Origin of the sequence: Microbacterium sp. SA156, from assembly GCF_049065455.1 — a bacterium.
GTDB lineage: Bacteria > Actinomycetota > Actinomycetes > Actinomycetales > Microbacteriaceae > Microbacterium > Microbacterium barkeri.
The window spans coordinates 152,945-176,002 of the sequence record NZ_JBAKGU010000004.1 but is presented as its reverse complement, the minus strand read 5'-3'; the positions used below and the strand labels follow the sequence as shown (position 1 = coordinate 176,002).

23 protein-coding genes are annotated in these 23,058 nt (G+C 71.7%); 10 read left to right on the top strand and 13 right to left on the bottom strand.

What is annotated here, in order from left to right:
• Positions 1 to 54: 54 nt before the first annotated feature.
• The 4 genes from ACOWU6_RS05620 to ACOWU6_RS05605 form a co-directional block, all read right to left on the bottom strand.
• A complete protein-coding gene (locus ACOWU6_RS05620; RefSeq protein ID WP_271173465.1) occupies positions 55 to 1,914 on the bottom strand; it encodes a DEAD/DEAH box helicase in 1,860 nt (619 codons plus the stop codon).
• A gap of 112 nt (positions 1,915 to 2,026) precedes the next feature.
• A complete protein-coding gene (locus tag ACOWU6_RS05615; protein ID WP_421075012.1) occupies positions 2,027 to 2,407 on the bottom strand; it encodes a VOC family protein in 381 nt (126 codons plus the stop codon).
• Between the two features lie 27 nt (positions 2,408 to 2,434).
• Complete coding sequence (locus tag ACOWU6_RS05610; protein ID WP_421075011.1) at positions 2,435 to 3,136, bottom strand: response regulator transcription factor; 702 nt, start codon at positions 3,134 to 3,136, stop codon at positions 2,435 to 2,437.
• A 25-nt stretch (positions 3,137 to 3,161) separates the two neighbouring features.
• Positions 3,162 to 4,418 (bottom strand): sensor histidine kinase, encoded by a 1,257-nt coding sequence (locus ACOWU6_RS05605; protein ID WP_421075010.1) that lies wholly within the window; start codon positions 4,416 to 4,418, stop codon positions 3,162 to 3,164.
• Positions 4,419 to 4,592: 174 nt separating this feature from the next.
• Here ACOWU6_RS05605 and ACOWU6_RS05600 point away from each other — a divergent pair, with 174 nt between their 5' ends.
• A complete protein-coding gene (locus ACOWU6_RS05600) occupies positions 4,593 to 5,528 on the top strand; it encodes a hypothetical protein (protein ID WP_421075009.1) in 936 nt (311 codons plus the stop codon).
• 43 nt (positions 5,529 to 5,571) lie between these two features.
• The gene (locus ACOWU6_RS05595) at positions 5,572 to 6,474 is read left to right on the top strand and encodes a phosphoribosylaminoimidazolesuccinocarboxamide synthase (protein ID WP_419775782.1); all 903 of its coding nucleotides are present in this window, start codon (positions 5,572 to 5,574) and stop codon (positions 6,472 to 6,474) included.
• 15 nt (positions 6,475 to 6,489) lie between these two features.
• Here ACOWU6_RS05595 and ACOWU6_RS05590 read toward each other — a convergent pair whose 3' ends face one another.
• Positions 6,490 to 8,463 (bottom strand): BCCT family transporter, encoded by a 1,974-nt coding sequence (locus ACOWU6_RS05590; protein ID WP_421075008.1) that lies wholly within the window; start codon positions 8,461 to 8,463, stop codon positions 6,490 to 6,492.
• Positions 8,464 to 8,695: 232 nt separating this feature from the next.
• Here ACOWU6_RS05590 and ACOWU6_RS05585 point away from each other — a divergent pair, with 232 nt between their 5' ends.
• A complete protein-coding gene (locus tag ACOWU6_RS05585; RefSeq protein ID WP_421075007.1) occupies positions 8,696 to 10,120 on the top strand; it encodes a uracil-xanthine permease family protein in 1,425 nt (474 codons plus the stop codon).
• A 46-nt stretch (positions 10,121 to 10,166) separates the two neighbouring features.
• On the top strand, positions 10,167 to 10,640 hold the full coding sequence (locus ACOWU6_RS05580) for a hemerythrin domain-containing protein (protein ID WP_421075006.1): 474 nt from the start codon (positions 10,167 to 10,169) through the stop codon (positions 10,638 to 10,640).
• A gap of 152 nt (positions 10,641 to 10,792) precedes the next feature.
• On the opposite strand, the gene ACOWU6_RS05575 is transcribed toward ACOWU6_RS05580, so the two are convergent.
• Entirely contained in the window at positions 10,793 to 11,218 is a 426-nt protein-coding gene (locus ACOWU6_RS05575; protein ID WP_282979300.1) for a GNAT family N-acetyltransferase, read from the bottom strand.
• Positions 11,219 to 11,299: 81 nt separating this feature from the next.
• On the opposite strand from ACOWU6_RS05575, the gene ACOWU6_RS05570 reads away from it, so the two are divergent.
• Both ACOWU6_RS05570 and ACOWU6_RS05565 read left to right on the top strand, forming a co-directional pair.
• Positions 11,300 to 11,716 (top strand): MmcQ/YjbR family DNA-binding protein, encoded by a 417-nt coding sequence (locus ACOWU6_RS05570; protein ID WP_421075005.1) that lies wholly within the window; start codon positions 11,300 to 11,302, stop codon positions 11,714 to 11,716.
• A complete protein-coding gene (locus tag ACOWU6_RS05565; RefSeq protein ID WP_324012886.1) occupies positions 11,713 to 12,102 on the top strand; it encodes a VOC family protein in 390 nt (129 codons plus the stop codon). Before ACOWU6_RS05570 ends, ACOWU6_RS05565 begins: the two co-directional genes overlap by 4 nt.
• Positions 12,103 to 12,105: 3 nt before the next feature.
• Here ACOWU6_RS05565 and ACOWU6_RS05560 read toward each other — a convergent pair whose 3' ends face one another.
• From ACOWU6_RS05560 to ACOWU6_RS05530, 7 genes are all read right to left on the bottom strand, one after another.
• Positions 12,106 to 12,459: a PLD nuclease N-terminal domain-containing protein gene (locus tag ACOWU6_RS05560; protein WP_421075068.1), complete on the bottom strand. Its 354-nt coding sequence runs from the start codon at positions 12,457 to 12,459 to the stop codon at positions 12,106 to 12,108.
• 15 nt (positions 12,460 to 12,474) lie between these two features.
• A complete protein-coding gene (locus ACOWU6_RS05555; protein WP_282979297.1) occupies positions 12,475 to 13,080 on the bottom strand; it encodes a GNAT family N-acetyltransferase in 606 nt (201 codons plus the stop codon).
• A 38-nt stretch (positions 13,081 to 13,118) separates the two neighbouring features.
• Complete coding sequence (locus ACOWU6_RS05550) at positions 13,119 to 14,153, bottom strand: LacI family DNA-binding transcriptional regulator (RefSeq protein WP_271173455.1); 1,035 nt, start codon at positions 14,151 to 14,153, stop codon at positions 13,119 to 13,121.
• Positions 14,154 to 14,273: 120 nt separating this feature from the next.
• Complete coding sequence (locus ACOWU6_RS05545; protein ID WP_421075004.1) at positions 14,274 to 15,689, bottom strand: GH1 family beta-glucosidase; 1,416 nt, start codon at positions 15,687 to 15,689, stop codon at positions 14,274 to 14,276.
• An 8-nt stretch (positions 15,690 to 15,697) separates the two neighbouring features.
• The gene (locus tag ACOWU6_RS05540; RefSeq protein WP_271173453.1) at positions 15,698 to 16,585 is read right to left on the bottom strand and encodes a carbohydrate ABC transporter permease; all 888 of its coding nucleotides are present in this window, start codon (positions 16,583 to 16,585) and stop codon (positions 15,698 to 15,700) included.
• Positions 16,582 to 17,616, bottom strand: coding sequence for a sugar ABC transporter permease (locus ACOWU6_RS05535; protein WP_324012892.1), 1,035 nt, complete (start codon positions 17,614 to 17,616; stop codon positions 16,582 to 16,584). The genes ACOWU6_RS05540 and ACOWU6_RS05535 overlap by 4 nt, the downstream gene beginning before the upstream one ends.
• A gap of 109 nt (positions 17,617 to 17,725) precedes the next feature.
• Positions 17,726 to 18,997 (bottom strand): extracellular solute-binding protein, encoded by a 1,272-nt coding sequence (locus ACOWU6_RS05530; protein WP_421075003.1) that lies wholly within the window; start codon positions 18,995 to 18,997, stop codon positions 17,726 to 17,728.
• Between the two features lie 142 nt (positions 18,998 to 19,139).
• Between ACOWU6_RS05530 and ACOWU6_RS05525 the strand changes: the two genes are divergently transcribed.
• From ACOWU6_RS05525 to ACOWU6_RS05510, 4 genes are all read left to right on the top strand, one after another.
• A complete protein-coding gene (locus tag ACOWU6_RS05525) occupies positions 19,140 to 20,966 on the top strand; it encodes a gamma-glutamyltransferase family protein (RefSeq protein WP_421075002.1) in 1,827 nt (608 codons plus the stop codon).
• A 104-nt stretch (positions 20,967 to 21,070) separates the two neighbouring features.
• Positions 21,071 to 21,319: a phosphoribosylformylglycinamidine synthase subunit PurS gene (purS, locus tag ACOWU6_RS05520; protein ID WP_282979291.1), complete on the top strand. Its 249-nt coding sequence runs from the start codon at positions 21,071 to 21,073 to the stop codon at positions 21,317 to 21,319.
• Positions 21,316 to 22,023 carry a phosphoribosylformylglycinamidine synthase subunit PurQ gene (gene purQ / locus ACOWU6_RS05515; protein ID WP_271173448.1) on the top strand — a complete coding sequence of 236 codons (708 nt, stop codon included), beginning with the start codon at positions 21,316 to 21,318 and terminating at the stop codon, positions 22,021 to 22,023. The genes purS and purQ overlap by 4 nt, the downstream gene beginning before the upstream one ends.
• 66 nt (positions 22,024 to 22,089) lie before the next feature.
• Positions 22,090 to 23,019, top strand: a complete 930-nt coding sequence (locus ACOWU6_RS05510) for a 2-hydroxyacid dehydrogenase (protein ID WP_421075001.1) — start codon at positions 22,090 to 22,092, stop codon at positions 23,017 to 23,019.
• Positions 23,020 to 23,058 lie beyond the last annotated feature (39 nt).

The window sequence follows — 23,058 nt, the reverse complement described above, 5'->3', positions numbered from 1 at the left end:
CTGAACGGCCACCGCGCCGCCACCGCCGCGGCCGTCGCCGCCGCGGCGCGAGCGTCAGTGCCGGGGCTTGCGCGGGGGCCGGTCGTCGCGGTCGCGGAAGCCGCCGTCGCGCGATCCGCGGCCGCGGCCATCCCGATCCCCGCGGTAGCCGCCGCGCCCGCCGCCGTCGCGGTCGTCGCGGAAGCGCCCGCCGCCACGCGGTCCGCCCGTGCTGCGGAACGGACGCGGGTCGGGCTTGAGCTCGATGAGCTGGCCGCTGATGCGCGTGTCGGCGAGGCGGTCGAGCGTCTCCTGCGGCAGGTCGGCCGGCAGCTCGACGATCGAGAAGTCGGGGCGGATGTCGATGCGACCGAAGTCGTCGCGACGCAGCCCGCCCTCGTTCGCGAGGGCGCCCACGATCTGGCGCGGCTCGACCCGCTGGCGCTTCCCGACCTCGATGCGGTACGGGGAGTACTGGCCGCCGCCGCGGGGGCGACGCTCCTCGCGTCCGCCGCGGTCGTCGTCGAAGCGGCGTTCGCGATCCTCGCGCTGCGCCCGCTCGCGCCGGGGCGGGTCGGGCGGCAGCAGGAGCGGCGTGTCGCCCTGCGCCACGACCGCGAGCGCGGCCGCCACGTCGGACTCGACGACATCGTGGTGGTTGACGTAGTGCGCGATGATGTCGCGGAACTCCGCGATCCGCTCCTGGTCGGCGAGCGCGGCCGTGATCGCGTCGTCGAAGCGGCTGAGGCGCGTGACGTTGACGTCCTCGGCGGTCGGGATCTGCATCTCGGTCAGCGGCTGCCGCGTCGCCTTCTCGATCGCGCCGAGCAGGCGGCGCTCCCGCGGCGTCACGAAGCTGATCGCGTCACCCGTGCGGCCCGCGCGGCCCGTCCGGCCGATGCGGTGCACGTACGACTCCGTGTCGATGGGGATGTCGTAGTTCACGACGTGCGTGATGCGGTCGACGTCGAGGCCGCGCGCGGCGACATCCGTCGCCACGAGGATGTCGAGCTTGCCCGACTTGAGCTGCTCGACCGTCCGCTCGCGCTGGGCCTGTGCGATGTCGCCGCTGATCGCCGCGGCCGTGTAGCCGCGGGCGCGCAGCTTCTCGGCGAGCGTCTCGGTCTCGCTCTTCGTGCGGACGAAGACGATCATCCCGTCGAAGTTCTCGACCTCGAGGATGCGCGTGAGCGCATCGACCTTCTGGGGGTACGACACCATGAGGTAGCGCTGGGTGATGTTCGCCGAGGTGGTCGTCTTGCTCTTGACCGTGATCTCCTCGGGGTCGTTCAGATGCTGCTGCGAGATCCGACGGATCTGCGCGGGCATCGTCGCCGAGAACAGCGCGGTCTGCTTGTCGTCGGGGGTGTCGGCGAGGATGGTCTCGACATCCTCCGCGAAGCCCATCTTGAGCATCTCGTCGGCCTCGTCGAGCACGAGGAACCGCAGCTCCGACAGGTCGAGCGTGCCCTTGTCGAGGTGGTCCATGACGCGGCCCGGGGTGCCGACGACGATGTTCACGCCGCGGCGCAGCGCCGAGAGCTGCGTGCCGTAGCCCTGTCCGCCGTACACCGGCAGGACGTGCACGCCCTTCATCCGCGCGGCGTACTTCTCGAACGCCTCGCAGACCTGCAGCGCGAGCTCGCGCGTGGGCGCGAGCACGAGCGCCTGCGGCGTCTTCTGCGTCGTGTCGAGCTGGTCGAGGATGGGCAGCGCGAACGCGGCCGTCTTCCCCGTCCCCGTCTGCGCGACGCCGAGGACGTCGCGCCCGCCGAGGAGAAGCGGGATGGTCTGGGCCTGGATGGCGGACGGGGTCTCGTACCCGACGTCCTTGAGCGCCTTCAGGACGGCGTCGCCGAGTCCGAGGTCGGAGAAGGTCGGCGTGCTCTCGCCCTCGCCGTCGATGGGCGTGTCGGTCGGATCGGTTGAAGCCATGTGTCCACGGTATGCGGCCCCGGCCGATTCCGCGTCGTCCTCGCCGTGATCCCGCCGCGGATCGGCCGATCCGCGGCGCGGCCGCGGAGGAATCACTCGCCCGGGCCGTGGATCAGCGCTCACTCCAGACGCCGAGTTCGTTGCCGCTCGGGTCGAGGAAGTGGAACCTGCGGCCGCCCGGGAATTCGTAGGGGCCTCGGACGATGGTGCCGCCCGCGCTCTCCACCCTCGTCACGGTGCCGTCGAGGTCGTCGCTGTACAGGAGCACGAGCGGACCGCCCCGAGTGACGGAATCGGCGCGCAGCAGTCCGCCCGCCTCGTCGGCCTCGCTTTCGGCCTCTGCCGCGGTGCGGATGCCGGCGTAGCTGTCGCCGTAGTTCGTGAACGACCAGCCGAACGCCGCGCCGTAGAAGTCCTGCGCCGCGCGCATGTCGGTGACGGAGAGCTCGATGTAGTCGATCGTGAGCGGTATGGAATGCGCATGCTGGGCCATCCCCTCAGCATCGTGCACGGAGAGCCGTCACGCCATGCCCGGCCCGAACCCCGCACGCTCGACGGCGATGCACATGAGAGCGCGGTTCCGTGCGCCGAGCTTCTGCCGCGCCTGCTCGAGATGCGTCTTGACGGTGGCGACGGAGAGGTGGAGCGCGTGAGCGATTTCGCTGTTCGAGGCCCCCTCGGCGACGAGCACCGCGATGTCCTGCTCGCGCCGCGTCAGTGTCTGGAACCGCTCCTGCGCCTCGCGGCGCACGGCGTGACCGCGCCCTCCGGCGAAGCGCGCGATGAGATGGACGGTGCTGCGCGGCGACACGAAGCCCTCTCCCGCGTGGACGGAGCGGACGGCCTCCGCGAAGTGCGCCGTCGCGCTGTCCTTGAGGAGGAATCCCGCTGCGCCGGCCTCGAGCATCCGGAAGACGTAGTCCTCCGAGTCGAAGCTCGTGATCGCGATCACCCTCGTGCTCGGCACCTCGGCCAGGAGCGCGGCCGTGCTCTCCGGGCCCGGCAGACCGGGCATCCGGACGTCCATGAGCACGACGTCCGGCCGCCGCTCGCGTGCGAACGCCACCGCATCGGCCCCGTTGGACACGTCGCCGATCACCTCGATGCCGGCCGCCGCGCCGAGGATCGACCGGAGGCTCTGGCGCACGAGCGCGTCGTCGTCGACGACGAGAACGCGGATGGCCCGAGGGTCGTCGGCGGAAGACGGATCCGAGGCGCTCATGCCTCGAGGATACGGTCGCGCGGCCTCACCCCTCGGGCCACGGCAGCGTCACGTCGACGATGAAGTGGCCGTCGGCCTCGCCGATCCACGCCGTCCCCTGCAGGATCGCGACGCGCTCGCGGATGCCCGCGATGCCGCGGCTCGCACCAGGCGTGATGCCGGACGGCGGGATCGGAAGCGGGTTGCTCACGCGGATCCGCGCGCCCGTCCACGGCGAGGCCTCGACGTAGACGCTCACGGGCGCCCCGGGCGCGTGCTTGAGCGCGTTCGTGAGCGACTCCTGGACCACGCGGTAGACCGTGCGATCGAGCGCTGCGCCCGCCCCCTCCGCATCCTCGATGAGCACGAGCGCGTCGACCGTCGCTCCGGACTCGCGGACGCTCCGGATGAGGTGCCCCAGCTGGCGCATCGACGCGAGCGTGGGCGGCGCCTCCGGATGCTCGGTGCGCGGCGCGCTCCGCAGCTCGCCCAGCAGGCCGCGCAGGTCCTCGAGGGACTGGTGCGCCTGCTGGCGGAGCGTGAGAGCGGCCCGCGCGACCGTCGGATCCTGCGACCGCGATGCCTCCTCGAGGGCGCCCGACTGCAGCGAGATGACCGACAGCCGGTGCGCGAGGGCGTCGTGGATGTCCCGCGCGAGCCGCTCGCGCTCGGCCTGCCGGACGACCTCCTCGCCGAGGGCCTCCGCCCGGTCGTGCGCGATGTCCGCCCGGGCCCGCTGCACGTCGCTCTCCCGACGCGAGCGCAGGATGACCGTGGCGCCGAATGTCACGAGGAGCGCGCCGACCGCGATGACGATGACGAACGCGGCGAGCGCCGCGGGATCCGCGCGGCCCGAGTCGCCGGCGAGCCCGCGGGCGAGCACACCGTCGTCACCCCAGGTCGACAGCACCTCGCGCGCGACGAACAGAGCGACGGCGCAGGATGCGCCGATCGCGAGACGCAGGGCACGGGCGCCGTCGAGCCGCAGCAGCAGGTGATGCGTCGCGACGAGCAGCAGGAGGTAGTCGACGCCGATCAGCGCGAGAACCGCGCCCGCGATGAGCGGGAGGACGGGATGGGCGCGACGCGCGAACACGGTCGCCCACAGCGCGGTCGTGACGAGCCACAGCACCGTCCCGGCCTGCGTGAGGCGGCCATCCGCCGTCGCGATCGGCACGTTGGCGATCCCGACCGTCTCGACAACGAAGCCGATCACGACGAGCCCCGTGCCCGTGAAGATCCGCCGCATCCGCTCCCAGGCGCGGGACGTCGATGCGTCGGCTGCGGGGGCGGTCTCGGGCATGATCCGAGCGTAGGGGTGGGCGCCGACGCCGGGCGACGTCCGCGCGGCCGAGGATGTCCAGCCGATCGGCTGGCCACGAGCGGCCGGATGGCCGATGTCCGCGGCCCGTGCGCGCCTCGACAGTGAAAGGGTCCCGCCGGGTGACCGGCACCCGCATCGCAGAGATGAGCAGTCATGTCGCACTCCCCTGTCGACCCGTCCAGCCCGCAGCTCCCCGCACCGCAGCCGTCGACCCCGCCTCCCGCGCCGTTCGGCGCGCCGCCCGCGCCGGGCGCTGCGACCCCCGATCCGCTGTCCGCGCCGTCGAGCACGGGCGAGCCGCGTCCGCCGCGCAACACGATCGCTCTCGTCGCGCTCGCCCTGGCCGTCGTGGGCGCGGTCTTCGCGGCGATCCCCGGCGCGCTCGTCGTCGGCTGGATCCTCCTGCCGATCGCCTTCATCCTCGCGATCGTGTCGCTCTTCCAGAAGGCCAGGAAGGCGGCGGGCGTCGCGGCGCTCATCGTGTCGGTCGTGGGCACCGTGATCGGCGTCGTCGTCTTCGTGGGGTCCCTCGCGGCCGCCGTGGGCTCCGCCGTCGAGGAGAGCACCTCCACGAGCGTCGCCTCACCGGCAGCGGAGACTCCGGTCGAGGAGGAGCCCGCCGAGGAGCCTGTCGATGAGCCGGTCGCCGAGGCCGCTCCGGCCCAGGGGACCCGGGAGAATCCCGCCCCGCTCGGCTCCGCCGTCTCAGGAGACGAGTGGACGGTCACCGTGAACAGCGTGACGCTCGGCGCGACGGACGCCGTGCTCGCGGAGAACATGATCAACCAGCCGCCCGCGGAGGGCGAGGAGTACATCCTCGTCGGCGTCACCGCGACCTACACCGGCCAGGACGAGGGCGTGGCAGCGGAGGTGCAGATCGAGTACGTCACGCCCGACGGCGTGAGCATCGCCGGCTACGACACGATCGCCGTCGCGCCCGATGCGCTCGACACCCTCGCGACCCTCTACAGCGGCGCGCAGGCGACCGGCAATGTCGTGCTCGCCGTGCCGTCCGCGACCGCCGCGTCGGGCCTGATCGCGGTCACCCCCGGGCTCTTCGCCGACACGGCGTTCGTCGCCGTGCAGTGACGCCGATCACGCGGGTGCGGAGGCCTCCTCCGCACCCGCGATAATGGTTCCCGTGAGCGACGCCCTCGAGATCCCCGGCTGGAAGCACGTCTACTCCGGCAAGGTCCGCGACCTGTACGTGCCGGCCGACACACCGGACGGCGAACGCGCCGAGCGGATGCTCGTGGTCGCGAGCGACCGTGTCAGCGCGTTCGACTTCGTGCTCTCTCCGGGCATCCCCGGCAAGGGCGAGCTCCTCACGACGCTCAGCCTGTGGTGGTTCGACCAGCTCGCGGGAGCGGATGGCGGCGAGCGCGTCCCCAACCACCTCGCATCCGAGGAGATCCCCGCCGAGGTCGCCGGACGCGCGATGATCGTCCGCTCGCTCGACATGCTCCCGGTCGAGTGCGTCGTGCGCGGCTACCTCACCGGATCGGGCTGGGCCGAGTACGTCGAGAGCGGCACCGTGTGCGGCATCCCCCTTCCCGAGGGACTCCAGAACGGCGACCGCCTGCCCGAGCCGATCTACACCCCGGCGTACAAGGCGCCGATGGGCGAGCACGACGAGAACATCTCCTACGCGCAGACCGTCGACCTCGTCGGCGAGGAGCGCGCGGCCGCGCTGCGCGACCGCTCGCTCGAGATCTACCGTCGAGCGGCCGCAGCCGCCGAGGCGAAGGGCCTCATCCTCGCCGACACGAAGTTCGAGTTCGGCCTCGACGACGAGGGCGTTCTGCGGCTCGCCGACGAGGTGCTCACGAGCGACTCGTCGCGCTACTGGGACGCCGCGTCGTGGCAGACCGGGACGACGCCCGCCGAGCGCATGGCGAGCTTCGACAAGCAGATCGTGCGCGACTGGCTCGCCGCGAACTGGGACAAGCAGGGCGAGCCGCCGTCGCTCCCCGCCGAGATCGTCGAGCGGACGGTCGCGCGCTACCGCGAGCTTCTGGAGCGCATGACCGCCTGACGGCGACCGCCGGGCTCAGGCCTCCTTGTCCTCCGGGCGGGGTCGACGCTGCGCGCGCCGTTCCTCTCCCACCGTGAGCGACGCATCGCCCGACGCGGTGTGCCGGGGATTCTCCGGTCCGCGCGGCTGGATGTGCCCGGGGTCGAGCGTGCGCCGCACATCCTCCGCGGTCACGATCGGATGCTGCTCGGTGGCCGTCTCGTACCACTCGGTGAGGGCAGGGTCCTCCGTGTCGATGCCGGCTCCCGCGCCTTCGTCGGCCGCCACCTCGGTCGCGCCGAAGACGAAGTCGTCACCGTGCTCGGCGATGCCGAGACGCACGCCCTGCGCGATCGCGGCCTTCGCGAAGCGCCGACGGAGCATGTACGGGTCGGTGTGCAGCTCCTTCGCCCACGCGATCAGCACGCCGATGACGATGAAGGCGAACGGCAGAGCCGAGACGACCATGATCGACTGCAGGCCCGACAGCGCGGTCTCGCCGCCCGCGAGGAGCAGCGCGAGCGCCGCCGCGCCGAGGAGGAGCCCCCAGGTGAGCGTGACCCACGTCGACGGCTCGGGCTTTCCGCGCTGGCTCATCGAGCCCATGACGATCGCGGCCGAATCGGCCGACGTGACGAAGAAGAGCACGATGGACACCATCGCGACCACCGACAGGACGACCCCGAACGGCATCTCGTCGAGCACCGCGAAGAGGATGGCCTCGGGCGCGCCGGCCTCGCTGATCCCGCGTCCGGCCTCCTCGAGCCACATCGTCGTGCCGCCGAGGATGCCGAACCAGATCGCGCACACGGCCGACGGCACGACGATGACGACCGTGACGAACTCCCGCAGGGTGCGGCCGCGCGAGATCTTCGCGATGAACATGCCCACGAAGGGCGTCCACGAGATCCACCAGGCCCAGTAGTAGTTCGTCCACGTCGAGACGAACTCTCCGGCGGCCTCACCCTGGGCGGCGCTGCGCATGAGCATCGTCCAGAGGTCCTCGAGGAACGCCGACAGGCTCGCCGGGATGATGTTCAGCAGGAAGAGCGTGGGTCCGACGACGAAGATGATCACCGCGATGACGAACGCGAGCACCATGTTGATGTTCGACAGCGCCCGGATCCCGCGCTTGATGCCGGACACCGCCGACGCGACGAACGCGGCCGTCAGCACCGTCACGATGATGATGAGGCCCGCATTGCCGAAGGGCCCGGCGCCCGTGACGTACTCGACGCCGCTCGCGATCTGCAGCGCGCCCATCCCGAGCGTGACGCCCGTGCCGAAGAGCGTGACGATGATCGCGAAGACGTCGATGATCGCGCCGGCCCATCCTTCGGTGCGCTGGCCGAAGATCGGATGGAAGATCGCGGAGATGAGCGGCGGGCGCCCGCGCCGGTATGCGGCGTACGCGATGGCGCCGCCGACGAGCGCGTAGAAGGCCCACGCCATCGGCCCCCAGTGGAGGAGCGACTGCGCGAGCGCGTCGTGCATGGCATCGCGGCTGCCGGGCTCCGAGTCGAAGCCGTACGGCACGTCGGTGAAGTAGCCGAGGGGCTCCGCGGGGCCCCAGAAGAGCAGGCCGATGCCCATCCCGGCGGAGAAGAGCATCGCGATCCAGGAGACCGTCGAGAACTCCGGCTCCTCCTCATCCGACCCGAGGCGCACACCGCCCGTCCGCCCGTAGCCGACGACGAGCATGAAGACGATCGTGACGACCGCGAGCAGCGAGAACAGCCATCCGAAGTTCGTCGTCACCCAGCTCAGCGATGCCGCACCGACCTCGCTGATGCTCTCGGGCGCGAGGAAGCCCCACAGCACCACGGCGAACACGAGCACGCCCGCGATGCCGAACACCGCCCAGTTCGTGGTGAACGATCTCCCGGTGTCCTCCACCCCGATGCCGGGGATGAGGGCGGGGTGGGTCACCTCCCGGAGGACCCTCTTCCTGCTCTCCCTGCCGGCCTCGCTCCTGCGCGCGGCACCTGCCGCGCCGGTGTTCTGGGTCATGTCTCCCCCAAGCCGTCGTCGCCCCGCGGGGCTCTCCCTGCGTTCCGTATGCGTCCGTCCGTATGCTGCGCTTCACGATAGCGACGACGGCCCGATCGCACAGGGGCACGCGCGGCGCCCGCACCGCCCGCGCGCGCGAGGCGCTAGCGTTTCAGAGGCCGCATCCGGCCATCCGCTCCTCCCGCGCCGGCCATCCGCATCGGCGCGCGCTCCCGCTTCCCGAAGGAGAACCATGCCCCTGTGGACCGTGCATGGCGACGGACGCACCGTCGCCCCTGGCGCCGTCGTCGCGCCGACCGAGCGGCTGTCGTGGCCGGCCACGCTCGCGATGGGCGTGCAGCACGTCGTCGCGATGTTCGGCGCGACGTTCCTCGTGCCCTCGCTCACCGGCTTCCCCGTGTCGACCACGCTGCTCTTCAGCGGTCTCGGGACGCTGCTGTTCCTCGTCGTCACGAAGAACCAGCTGCCGAGCTACCTCGGCTCGTCCTTCGCGTTCATCGCCCCCATCACGGCCGCCGTCGCGGCCGGCGGCACCGGCTCGGCGCTCGCGGGCGTCGTCGCGGTCGGCCTGCTGCTCGCGCTCGTCGGCGTCGTCGTCCAGGTGGCCGGACTCGGGTGGGTCGACGCGCTCATGCCGCCCGTCGTCGCCGGGGCGATCGTCGCGCTCATCGGGTTCAACCTCGCGCCGACCGCGTGGACGAACTTCCAGGCCGACGGCGCGACCGCGACGATCACGCTCGTCGCGGTCATCCTCTTCTCGGTGCTGTTCCGCGGCTTCCTCGGCCGCATCTCGATCTTCCTCGGTGTCGTCGTCGGATACGTCTACGCGGCGCTCACGGGCTCGTTCGACATCCCGAATCCGCTGCGCGGGGACCGGACTCCGGCCGAGCTCATCGCGGATGCGCCGTGGATCGGGCTGCCCGAGTTCCACCTGCCCGACTTCGTCTCGCCCGGCACCTGGACGACGATCGCCATGTTCCTGCCCGTCGTGCTCGTGCTCGTCGCCGAGAACGTCGGGCACGTGCGCGGCGTCGCGACGATGACGGACGCGTCCGTCAACCGGCACACCGGGCGCGCGCTCATCGCCGACGGCGCCGCGACCATGCTCGCGGGCGGCTTCGGCGGCTCGGGCACGACGACGTACGGGGAGAACATCGGCGTCATGGCCGCGACGCGCGTGTACTCGACGGCCGTGTACTGGATCGCCGGCGGCTTCGCGATCCTGCTCGCCTTCTCGCCGAAGATCGGCGAGGTCTTCAACTCCATCCCTGCCGGGGTGCTGGGCGGCGCCACGACCGCGCTGTACGGGCTCATCGGCATCATCGGCATCAAGATCTGGGTCGACAACCGCGTGGACTTCTCGCGCCCCGTCAACCAGTACACGGCGGCCGTCGCGCTCGTCATCGCGATCGCGGGCTTCAGCCTGGATGCGGGGGCGTTCTCGTTCGGCGGCATCGTGCTCGGCACGGTCGCCGCGCTCGCGATCTACCACCTGGGCAACCTCATCGCCCGCGCGCGCCGCACGGGCGCCGACGACGGCGGCCCGATCCCCGCCGTCGGCCCGCTCGGCGGCGACCCCCTCGACGGCGACGCCGCCGGTGAGACTAGCGGCGGTGGTCACCCGCTCGGCGAGACTAGCGGCGGTGGTCGAGACTAGTGCTCCCGGCACCGGGCTCGGCGACGGGCGCTAGTCTCACAGGCAGATGAGTCAGGGCGACGAGAGACGGTTCGCCGCGTGGGCGCGTGAGCTGCGCGACGTGCACGCGCGCCTGCGCAAGGCGCTCCAGGTCACGCGCGAAGCCCTCGCGTCCGACGAGCGGATGGCCGAGGCGGCTTCGCGGGAGCTGCTGCTGTTCTGCCACGGATTCTGCGCGGCGCTCACGGCGCACCACGTCGCCGAGGACCGGACGCTGTTCCCCGCGGTCGTGAGCGCGCACCCCGAACTGCGCGACGCCATCCGCAAGCTCGAGCAGGACCACTCGATGATCGCGCACCTCCTCGGCGGGCTGCAGCAGGCCGTCGACGGCGGCAGCTCGCCGGACGAGCTGCTCCGTCATCTCGAGGGCGTCTCCGCGATCATGGAGTCGCACTTCCGCTTCGAGGAGCGACAGCTGCTCGTCGTGCTCGACGCGCTCGACCTCGACGCGACGACCGAGGAGGCGCTCGGGCCGTTCTGAGGCCGAGTGCTTCTGAGGCCGAGTGCGTCGGGGTCGAGCTCACGGGCGGTCGCGAGAACCCTCCGCCCTATGGTCTCCCCCGGGCTGCCTCCCCCTGGGTGACGTTCCTCGCCCTGCGCGTGCTCTCCTGGTGGGACGACACGGCGTGACGCTCACTCACTCCGCCAGCGCACCATCCAGCTCTCGGGCGGTGTGACGGGCTCCCAGCCGCTGCGGGCGTAGAGCGCGTGCGCGTCCTTCGTGAAGAGCAGCGTCCGTCTGAGGCCCAGGGCGTCGGCCTCCGCCGCGATGCCCTCGACGAGGCCCTTCCCAATGCCCTCGCCGCGCACGGCCGGGTCGACGATCACATCGGCGAGCCATCCGAAGGTCACCCCGTCCGTGACGAGGCGCGCGAACGCCACCTGGCGGCCTCGGGCCCGTCGGTAGACCCCGAAGCAGCGTGAGCCCGCGTTCGCCGCGTCCTGCTGTGCGCGCGTGCGGCCGACGGCCCAGTACGCGTGGGTGCTCAGCATCTCGTGCACCCACGCCGCGTCGATCCGGGCGGCGTCGGCGGAGAACTCGTACAGCGCGTCGTCCATCGTCCCAGTCTGGCAAGGCGTCCGCAGCGGGTTCCCGGTCCGATCGCACACCGGTGGCCCGATCGGGGCCACACTGGTGTCATGTCCACGTTCGACGATGTGCGGACGATCGCCCTCGCCCTCCCCCGCACGGAGGAGCGCGAGGGCGGATGGCACATGGGCCCGAGCTGGCGGATCATCGGCGGCACGATGTTCGCGTGGTCGCGACCGGTGCGGGGGCGCGACCTCGAGTGGATGCGCGCGCAGGGCGACGAGCCGGGTGACGCGGTGCTCGGGGTCCGCGTCGACGGCGAGGAGGGCAAGCGCGAGGTGCTCGCCGCGAACCCGCGGGCCGCCTTCACGATCCCGCACTTCGACCGCTATCCCGCGGTGCTCTTGCGCCTTCCGGAGACGCCCGTCGACCTGCTGCGCGAGCTCGTCGTCGAGTCGTGGCTGCTCCGCGCGCCGAAGCGGATCGCGCGGGACTGGCTCGAGGAGAACGGCATGATGGAGCGATGAGCGGGCTGCACCACGTCGAGATCTGGGTCGCCGACGCCGCCGACGCGCGCGAAGAGTGGACCTGGCTGCTCGAGCGGCTCGGATGGCTGCTGGACGCCGCGTGGGACGGCGGCTTCACCTTCGTGTCCGACGGCGCCTACCTGACGTTCACCGAGTCGCCCAACCTCGTGGGGCACCTCCACGACCGACGTCGCCCCGGGCTCAACCATCTCGCCTTCGAGGGCGGCACGAAGGAGGAGGTCGACGCCGTGATCGCGGCCGCGCCCGCGCACCGGTGGACGCCCCTGTACTCGGAGCGGTACCCGCACGCGGGCGGCCCCGACCACTACGCCGGCTGGATCGAGGGGCCGGGCGGCTTCAAGGCCGAGATCGTCGCGACCGCGTGAGGCTCAGGCCTCGCCGCGCTCGCGCTTGCGGCGGAGGATCTCGGCGCGCAACCGCTCCTCCTCGGCCTCGCGCTCGAGGTCGGCGAGCTGCTGCTCCGTCGTGCGCGTGTCCACGGGGCGCGCGGGCGCGGCCTGAGGCTGCTCGGCCGCGGGTCGCGTGAAGAGCACGGGGCGCGCGACGCGCTCGGGGTACTCGCGGCCGATCGCCCACCACAGGGCGCCGCCGAGCAGGGGGATGAGGATCGCGATGATCACCCATCCGAACTTCGGGAGGTGCTTCACCTGCCCTTCCTCGCGCGTGATGATGTCGATCAGCGTGACGACCGAGAAGGCCAGGACGAGGAGCGAGAAGAGCATGGGCACGCTCTCACGCTAGCGAGCACCCTCCGCCTCCGTCGAGGGCGAGCCGGCGACCTCGAGCCGCATGAGCACGCGCGGGATGCCGCCCGACACGGAGTCGGTGTCGGCGACCTTGCGGAAGCCGGCCCGCTCGAACAGCGACCGGAAGCCGACGAAGGCCATCGTCAGATCGACCTTCCGGTCGCCGTTGTCGACGGGATACCCCTCGATCGCCGCGGCGCCGCGTTCGATCGCGAACGCCACGGCGCCGTCGAGCAGCGGCGGCAGGATGCCGCGGCCGCGGTGCCCCGGGCGCACCCTCAGGCACCAGATGGACCACGGCTCGGGGCCCTCGACGTGCGGGATCCTCGTGCTCCGCGCGAACTGCGTGTGCGCGCGGGGAGCGACCCCCGCCCATCCGACCGGTTCGCCGTCGTCATATGCGACGACGCCCGGCGGCAGATCGGATGCGCACATCTCGGCCACGAAGGCGCCGCGCTCGGGGCCGTGCAGGGCGCTGTTGACCTTCGAGGGCAGGCGGTGGCTCAGGCACCAGCACACGCTCGCATCGGGGCGCTTCGGGCCCAGCAGCACCTTGACGTCGTCGAAGACGGTCGCGGGGCGCACCTCGATGTCCATGTCGACAGCATCCCGCGCACCGCCGACATCCGACAGCCCTACGCGCTGTCGCGCACGACGAGGTCGGCGGGCAGGATGGTCACGCGCGGCGGCGACTGCCCGGCGAGCCGCGCCAGGAGGATGTCGGCCATCGCCTCGCCCTGCTCGAGCGATGGCTGGCGGATGGTCGTGAGCGCGGGGGCGACGCTCGTCGCGACGGGCGAGTCGTCGAACCCGATGATCGCGATGTCGTCGGGGACGCGCCTGCCCGCCGTGGCGAGCACCTCGAGCGCGCCGCGCGCCATGAGGTCGCTCGCGACGAAGAGGGCGTCGGGCCACTCGGCCTCGCCCCGGTCGACGCTCTCGATGATGCGGCGCATCGCGGCCGCGCCGCCGACCGAGGTGAAGTCGCCGTCGACGACCGGCCCCGCCTCGATCCCGGCCTCCGCGAGCGCATCGCGGAAGCCCGTGAGCCGGTCCACGCCGGCCGGCATGTCGGGCGGACCGGTGATCGTGCCGATGCGGCGGTGCCCTCGGCTCAGCAGGTACTCGGTCGCCACGCGGCCGCCCGCGACGTTGTCGACGTCGACGAAGTAGTCGTCGACGCGCTCGCGCGCGGGGCGCCCGCCGAACACGACGGGGACCGAGGCCGAGATCCGGTCGATGTACGTGTCGCTCGTGTGGTGCGAGACCACGAGCGCGCCGTCGACGTTGCCGCCCGCGAGGAACGTCGTCGCCTTGTCGCCCGGGTCGTCCGAGGCGATGATGAGGTTCAGCATGTGATCCGACCGCGACAGGCGGTTGCTGATCCCGGTGACGATCGCCGCGAAGAACGGGTCGCCGAAGAATCGGGTCGTGTCCTCGGGGACGACGAGCGCGATGACATGCGTCAGCCGGCTCGCGAGCGAGCGCGCCGCGCGATTCGGCACGTAGTTGAGCTCGGCGATCGCGCGGCGCACGGCCTCCAGCGCCTCGGGGCTCACCCGCTCCCCGCCGTTGACGACGCGCGAGACGGTCGAGCGCGACACCCCCGCGCGCGCGGCGACCTGCTCCAGCGTCGCCGGGACGCGCCCCGCGTCGGCATCCGCGCTCATCGGGAGGCTCCTTCTGTCTTCAGGACATCTTCTCGCGACCGGGCCCCGCCGCGCACCCCCGCCATCCGGGCACCCCTCGGGAGGCGCCGCGCTCCGCAGCACGGCGCCTCCGGGCGCGGGTCAGACCGCGCGATCGGCGATGATGCGCGCGTAGGCGCGGCCCGATGCCTTCACCGTGCGCTGCTGCGTCTCGTAGTCGACGTGCACGATGCCGAAGCGCTTCGCGTAGCCCCACGCCCACTCGTAGTTGTCCATGAGCGACCAGTAGAAGTAGCCGCGCACATCCACGCCCTCGTCGAGCGCCGCGCCCACCGCCTCGACGTGGTCGCGCACGAACGCAACGCGCTGCGCGTCGTCGATGCGACCATCCGCGATGGCGTCGTCGCCCGCCGCGCCGTTCTCGGTGACGTAGAGGGGCACGCCGGCCGCGCTCGCGTACTCGTCCGAGACGCGTTGCAGGAGCCGTGTGAGCCCGGCCGGGTCGATCTCCCAGCCCATGTTCGTCCGCTCGTACCCGCGCTCGTGCCAGTGGATCCCCTCGTGCGACGGGAAGGCGGGCTCGATGTGCCGATCGGTGGGTGCGTCGCCGCCCGGAACGGGCGTCGACGACGGCCGCCCCGACACGTACTCCCCGTGGTAGTAGTTCACCCCGAGGAACTCGAGGGGCGTCGAGATCGTCGCCAGGTCGCCGTCGCGCACGGCCGCCTGGAACTCGTCGACCGCGGCCGCGTCGACCGCGCGGATGTCCTCGACGATGTCGCCGGGATAGGTCGCGTGGAAGACGGGCTCGAGGAACCACCGGTTGAACTGGCCGTCGATGCGCCGCGCGGCATCGAGGTCGGCCGGATCCGAGGGGTCGACCGGCTCGGCGTTCGTGAGGTTGAGCGTGATGCCGAGCTCCTGCGCACCGCGATCCCGCAGCTCCTGCACGGCGCGCCCGTGCGAGAGCAGGAGGTGGTGCGAGGCGAGCAGGCCGTCGCGGACGCTCTGCCGGCCGGGGGCGTGAGCGCCGGCCGTGTACGACAGGAACGACGAGCACCACGGCTCGTTGAAGGTCGTCCAGTGCGTGACCCGATCGCCGAGCGCCTCGTGCATCGTGATCGCGTACTCGACGAAGCGGTCGACGGTGTCGCGGGCGGTCCATCCGCCCTTCTCCTCGAGCGCCTGCGGCATGTCCCAGTGGTAGAGCGTGAGCCACGGCAGGATGCCGGCCTCGAGCAGCTCGTCGACGAGGCGGCTGTAGAAGTCGATGCCGCGGGCGTTGGGCGCCCCGCCGTCGGGGCGCACGCGCGACCACGACGTCGAGAACCGGTAGGCCTGCAGGCCCAGGTCCTTCATGAGCGCAACGTCATCGCGGTAGCGGTGGTAGTGGTCGCACGCGACGTCGCCGTTGTCGGCGTCGATCACGGCTCCCGGCACGCGTGCGAACGCGTCCCAGATCGATGCGGTGCGTCCGTCCTCGAACGCCGCGCCCTCGATCTGATAGGCCGCCGTGGCCGCGCCGAAGAGGAAGTGGTCCGGAAAGGTTCGGGTCATGAAGGACATCATCCCTTCACCGCGCCGGCCATGATGCCGCTGACGAGCTGCTTTCCGGCCACCGCGAACAGCAGCAGCAGCGGAAGCGTCGCCAGCACGACCCCCGCGAGAACGATCGAGTAGTCGACGAAGTAGTTCGACTGCAGCAGGGAGAGCGCCACGGGCAGCGTCGGGTTCTGCCGGTCGAGCACGATGAACGGCCAGAAGAAGTTGTTCCACGCCGTGACGAACGTGAAGAGGAACAGCATCGCGGCGGCAGGCCGCGCGGCCGTCACCCCGACCGTCCAGAAGGTGCGGATCATCGACGCGCCGTCCATCCGAGCGGCCTCGATGAGCTCGTCGGGCACCGCCTGCTGGAGGTACTGCGTCATCCAGAACACGCCGAACGCGCTCGTCAGAGCGGGCACGACGATCGCGCCGATCTGCCCCGTCCATCCGATCTCGCTGAAGAGGATGTAGAGCGGCACGACGCCCAGCTGCTGCGGCACCGCCATCGTCGCGACGACGAACGACAGGAGCACCTTGCCGCCGCGGAAGCGCAGCTTCGCGAACGCCCATCCGGCGAGCGTCGAGAACACGACGACGCTCACGGCGATGACCGTCGAGCTCCAGAGCGAGTTCCACAGCGCGAGCCAGAAGTTCACGGCGGGATCGTTCATCACGCTCAGCGCGTTGGCGATGAAGTTGCCCCCGGGAATCCACGACCGCGCGGGATCGCGGAGCGTCGTGGAGTCGCCCGATCCGATGAGGAACGAGAAGTACAGCGGGAAGAGGCTCGCGACGAGGACCACGGCGAGTCCGGCGTAGACCCAGAAGCCCGGCCGGGCGCCGCGGATGCGCACCGTGCGGGACCGGCGCGGCGCCTCCTTGAGGACGAGTGCGGACGTGGCGGTCATCGGCGGGCCTCCGCTCGCTTCAGGGCTCGACGCTCGCGTCGCGACAGCTGCCGCCCGCGCGTCCCCTCGTCGCGCACGAGCGACCGGGTGATGAGCAGGTTGATGAGGCCGATGGCCAGGATGATGAGGAAGAGGATCCAGGCCATCGCGGCTGCGCGCCCGAAGTTCCACTCGCCCCACCCGATGTCGTAGAGGTACAGCGTGATCGTGAGCCACTGCTGGGCCGAGCCTCCGCGCCCGAACTGGTCGAACATCCGCGGCTCGTCGAAGATCTGCAGGCCGCCGATCGTCGAGGTGATGATCACGAAGATGAGCGTCGGCTTGAGCGACGGGAGCGTGATGCTCCAGAACTGCCGGAACGCGTTCGCCCCGTCGACCGTCGCCGCCTCGTAGTAGTCGCGCGGGATGGCCTGCATCGCCGCGAGCAGGATGAGCGCGTTGTACCCCGTCCAGCGGTAGTTCACCATCGTGGCGATCGCGACGTGGCTCCAGAACGGCTCGACGTGCCACGGGATCGCCCCGATCCCCACGAGCGACAGGAAGCCGTTGATCGCTCCGGACTTGTCCGCGAAGAGCGCGTTGAAGATGAGGCCCACCGCGACGGGTGCGACGACATAGGGCAGGAGGGCGCTCATCCGCCAGAACGTCCGCGCGCGGATGTGGCGGTCGAGCATCGCCGCGATGAACATCGCGAGGATGAGCTGCGGCACGCTCGAGAGCAGGAAGATGCTGAAGGTGTTGCCGAGGGCCGTCCAGAACTTCGGCTGCGTGAGGATCCACGCGTACTGGTCGAAGCCGATGAACTCGCCCGATCGGCGCACCTGGTCCCAGTCCATGAACGAGATGACGCCCGTGTAGATGATCGGGAAGAGGCCGACGATCGCGAAGAGCACGAAGAACGGCGAGATGTAGAGGTACGGCGAGAGCTTGAGGTCCCAGCGGCTGAGGCGCTGGGAGAAGGACAGCACGCGGATGGGCCGATCCGGCGGCGGCGCGTCGGCGCGCGTCGGGCGAGTGGCGGTGACGGTCACGGAGGTTCCCTCGGAAGGAGCGGGCGGATGGTCGGGGCTGGCGGTCGCCTGCCCCCGACGCGGGCGGATGGCCGGGGCCGGCCGCCCGCGTCGGGGAGACGGAGGGGCGTCAGAACGCCGAGACCTCCTCGACCCACGTGTCCCAGCTCGTGTCGGCGTCCTCGATGCCGTCGAACACACGGGTGACCGCGTTCTGCAGCGCGTCGTGGAACTGGAAGTACTTCGGTCCCTTCACGGGCGAGACCTCGACGGCCTCGGCGCGCGCGATGCCGATCTCGCCGGTCGGCGCGTCATTGAAGTACGGGTTCGAGAAGCCGGTGAGCTCGGCGTCCTCGTACGCCTCGGGCTGGCTCGGGAACGTGCCGGCGTTCACGAACGCCTTGACCTGCGTCTCGGGCGACGTCAGCCAGTCGGCCAGCTCCTGCGCGGCCGCGACGTTCTCGCCGTTCGCCGGGATCACGAGGTACGAACCGCCCCAGTTGCCGCCGCCGCCCGGGAAGACGTCGGCGATGTCCCAGCCCTCGATGTCGGGCGCCTCACCCGAGATGATGCCGTGCATCCAGCCCGGGCAGAGCATCGCGGCGAACTCGCCGTTGGCCATCGACGCGTACCAGTCCTCGCTCCACTGGCCTGCGTAGGCCGAGATCGGCACGGCCTTCTCGACGACCGTCTCGTACGCCTGCTGGACGTCGGGGTTCTCGGTGGCGACGACGGTGCCGTCGGCCTCCTCGTAGGTGACCTCGATCTGGTTCATGAGGCCCTGCAGCACCGAGTTCGCGGAGTCGATGAACGGCTTGCCCGTCTTGTCGACGTACTCCTGGCCCACGGCGAAGAAGTCGTCCCAGGTCGTGAACAGGCCCGCTACCTCGGCCCGATCGGTCGGCAGGCCCGCTGCCTCGAAGAGGTCGGACCGGTAGCAGACCGCCTGCGGGCCGATGTCGGTGCCGTACGCGACGAGGTTGCCGTCGGCATCCGTCGCCGCGGCCTCCTTCCAGTCGAGCCAGCGGCCCTTGAGGTCCTCGGGCACCGGCGCGAGCAGGTCGGCGTACTCCATCATCTCGGCGAACCAGTCGACCTCGACCGCCTCGATGTCGGCGAGGCCCGTGTTCCCGAGCTTCTGGAAGAAGTTGGCGCGGGCGTCGTTCGACGTCGCCGCCTTGTTGTGGACGATCGTGACGTTCGGGTGCTCGTCCATGTACTCCTGGAGGAGCTCGTCGGTGTAGCCGAAGTCGTTGAAGGTCGAGATCGAGATCTCGACGGGAGCGTCGGGATCGGCGGCGTCGGCGCCCTGCGACGAGCCGGAGCAGCCCGCGAGGGCGAGACCGCCGATGGCGAGGGCGCTGACCGCGGCGGCTCCGCGGCGGAAGGCACGAGTGTTCACTGTCACTCCTTTGTGGTGGATGTGGGACCTGCCGTGAGAGCGCTCCCACGACATGCTCACGGACTCTATGGGAGCGCTCTCACATCCGTCAAGTCGATATTTCGACGGCGCTGGTCGAAATTTCGATGCGAGGGTGGAGGACATGGCGTTCTCGACACCTGCTGCGTTCACGACGCGACCGGACCTGACCGGCACGTTCGGGATGGCCGCCTCGACGCACTGGACCGCCACCGGCGTCGCCCAGTCGGTGCTCGAGCGCGGCGGCAACGCCTTCGACGCCGCGGTCGCCGCGGCCTTCACGCTCCACGTCGTCGAACCGCACCTCAACGGGCCCGGCGGCGACCTGACTGCGATCATCCGACCTGCCGGCGCCCCTCCCCGCGTGCTCGTCGGCCAGGGCCCGGCGCCCGCGGCCGCCTCGGTCGCGCACTTCCGGTCGGAGGGCCTCGACCTCGTCCCGGGCGCGGGCGCGCTCGCGGCGGCCGTCCCGGGTGCCGTCGACGCGTGGCTCCTCCTCCTGCGCGACCACGGCACATGGGAGCCGGCGGATGCTCTCGCCTACGCGATCGGGTACGCCAGGGAGGGCCATCCCGTCCTCCGCAACGTAGTGACGACGATCGAGGGCGTGTCGGCGCTCTTCCGGGACCACTGGCCGACCTCGGCGGAGCGGTGGATGCCCGGCGGCCGCATCCCGCGCCCGGGCGAGATCGTGACGAACCCCGAGTACGCGGCGCTGCTCGAGGAGGTCGCGACCCACGCCGCGGCCGTCGCGGGGACCCGCGTCGCGCGGATCGACGCCGCGCGGGTGCGGTGGCGCGAGATCCTCGGCCGCGCCGCGGAGGAGCTCGCTCGCACACCGCACCGCCACTCCGACGGCCGCGATCACGCCGGCGTGCTCTCTCGCGCGGATGTCGAGGCGTTCTCGGCGAGCTGGGAGCATCCGACGACCGCGACGTTCCGCGGACGGACCATCGCGAAGACCGGGCCATGGGGGCAGGGCCCCGTCCTGCTGCAGGCCCTGAAGATCCTCGAGGGGTTCGACGACGACCGACTCGACCCGTCGACCGAGCTCGGAGCGCACACGATCCTCGAGGCGCTGGGGCTCGCCTTCGCCGACCGCGAGGCCTGGTACGGCGAGCAGCTCTCCTCGGACGACCTCGCGTACATGCTCTCCGACGCATATGCCGCGGAACGGCGGGCCCTGATCGGCGATCGGGCGGCGCTCGCCCCGCGCCCCGGACGCCTGCCCGGCCGCCCGGCGCCGACCATCCGCCCGCTGCACCGCGACGCGGCAGAGCTCGCAGCGGGCGTCGGCGAGCCGACCGTCCCGGGAGCCCGGCCCTCCGAGAGCGGACTCGAGACCGACGCCCGCGGGGTCGCCCGCGGCGACACGTGCCACGTCGACGTCGTCGACCGGTGGGGCAACATCATCTCGGCGACGCCGTCGGGCGGCTGGCTGCAGTCGTCGCCGGCCCTTCCCGGCCTCGGCTTCTGCCTCGGCACGCGCCTGCAGATGACCTGGCTCGATGAGACGTCGCCGTCGGCGCTCCGCCCCGGCGCGCGACCGCGCACGACGCTCACGCCGACCCTCGTGCTCGAGGGAGACGAGCCGGTCATGGCGCTCGGCTCCCCCGGGGGCGATCAGCAGGATCAGTGGCAGCTGCTCTTCCTGCTCCGGGTGCTCGTGGGCGGATGGTCGCCGCAGCAGGCGATCGACGCGCCGGCCTTCCACACGACGGCCTTCCCCGGCTCGTTCTGGCCGCGGACGGGCACGCCCGGTGGCGCGGTCGTCGAGGACCGACTCGGCGACGACGTCATCGCGGGTCTCGAGCGCCGCGGTCACGCCGTGACGCGCGCCGGCGCATGGGCCCTCGGGCGCCTCTCCGCGGTCACGCGCGACCCGCGGACCGGGCTGCTCGGCGCCGCGGCGAACCCGCGCGGCGCCCAGGGCTACGCCGTGGGGCGCTGAGCCAAGCACCGCGACCAGCGGCCCACGGCAGCGCGGCGGATTGCCCGGGTCTCGGCGACTAGAATGGTCCCGATTCCCCGCCCGCGACATCCGGAGCTCATCTCATGCCCACCATCGTCGTCGACGTCATGCCCAAGGCCGAGCTGCTGGACCCGCAGGGCAAGGCCGTCACCGGGTCGCTCGCCCGTCTGGGCCACGGCGCCTTCCAGAATGTCCGCATCGGCAAGCGCATCGAGCTCACGGTCGAGGGCGAGGTCACCGACGAGGTGCTCGCCGAGGCCAAGACGGTCGCCGACGAGATCCTCTCGAACGCCGTCATCGAGGATGTCGTGAACATCGAGGTGGTCGAGTGACCGCCCGCATCGGGGTCATCACCTTCCCCGGCTCCCTCGACGACCGCGACGCCCAGCGCGCGGTGCGGATCGCGGGCGCCGAGCCGGTCGCGCTCTGGCACGGCTCGCACGATCTCGAGGGCGTCGACGCCGTCATCCTCCCCGGCGGGTTCTCGTACGGCGACTACCTGCGCGCGGGCGCCATCGCCGCGCATGCGCCGATCATGGCCGAGGTCGCGGACGCCGCGGCGAAGGGCATGCCGGTGCTCGGCATCTGCAACGGCTTCCAGATGCTCGTCGAGGCGCACCTCCTTCCCGGCGGCCTCATCCGCAACGCGCACCAGCAGTTCATCCGCCGCGACCAGCGCCTCCGCGTCGAGAACGCGTCGACCGCCTGGACGAACGCGTTCGAGCAGGGCGAGGAGATCGTCATCCCGCTCAAGAACGCCGACGGCGGCTACATCGCCGACGACGAGACGCTCAAGCGCATCGAGGGCGAGGGCCAGGTCGCGTTCCGCTACCTCGGTGTGAACCCCAACGGCTCGCTCGACGACATCGCCGGCCTCACGAACGAGCGCGGCAACGTCGTGGGCCTCATGCCCCACCCCGAGCACGCCGTGGAGCCCGGCTTCGGCCCCGGCACCCCCGCCGCCATGCGCTCGGGCATCGACGGGCTGCGGTTCTTCGAGTCGGCCATCGCGGCCGTCGTCGCGCAGACCGCGTAGCGCGCAGTCCGAAGCCCCGGGGATCTCCCCGGGGCTTCGGCGTGCCCGCGCCGGTAGCCTCGAAGCGTGACTGCACTGACGCTCTCCGTTCCCACCGACGAGCTCGTCGCCGACGTGACGGCGCTGCTCGACCCCGCGCTCGACATCGACGTCGTCCTGTGGGACGGGCAGGATGCGCCGCCGCGCGACCGCATCGACATCGTCGTGCCGCCGTACATGCGCCAGGGTCGAATGCTCGCGCGGCTGCCCGAGCTCGAGTGCCGTCTCGTGCAGGCGCAGGCCATCGGCTTCGACGGCGTCGAGGAGCGCCTGCCTCCGGGGACCGTCTACGCGAACGCGGCGAGCGTCCACGAGACCGCGACCGCCGAGCTCGCGGTCGGGCTCATGATCCTCGCTCAGCGCGGTCTCGACCGGATGGTGCACAGCCAGGAGCGCGGCGAATGGCGCAGCTTCCGGATGCCCGGGCTCGCCGATCGGCGGATCGTGCTGCTCGGCTTCGGCGGCGTCGGCAAGGCGATCGCGCGCCGCCTCGCGGCCTTCGAGGTCGATCTCGTGCCGGTCGCCTCCCGCGCGCGCGACGAGGACGGGCTGCACGTCCACGCCCTCGACGAGCTCGACGAGCTGCTTCCCGGCGCCGAGATCCTCGTCAACGCGCTCCCGGGCGGAGAGGAGACGCGCCACCTCATCGACGCCGCGGTCCTCGGGCGACTCCCCGAGCACGCGCTCCTCGTGAACGTCGGCCGCGGGCCGACCGTCGACACCGACGCGCTCGTCGAGCACGTCCGCCGCGGGCGCATCCGCGTGGCGAGCGACGTGTTCGATCCCGAGCCCCTGCCGGAGGGCCATCCGCTCTGGTCGCTCGACGGCGTCTTCATCTCCCCGCATGTCGGCGGCAACAGCGGCGCGATGCGCCCGCGGATCGCGCGCCTGATCGCGCGGCAGGCCGAGCGGATGGCGCGGGGTGAGGAGCCCGAGAACGTCGTCATCCGGACCTGATCGCGGACGCGCCCCTCGGTGCGGCCCCTCTTTCGACAC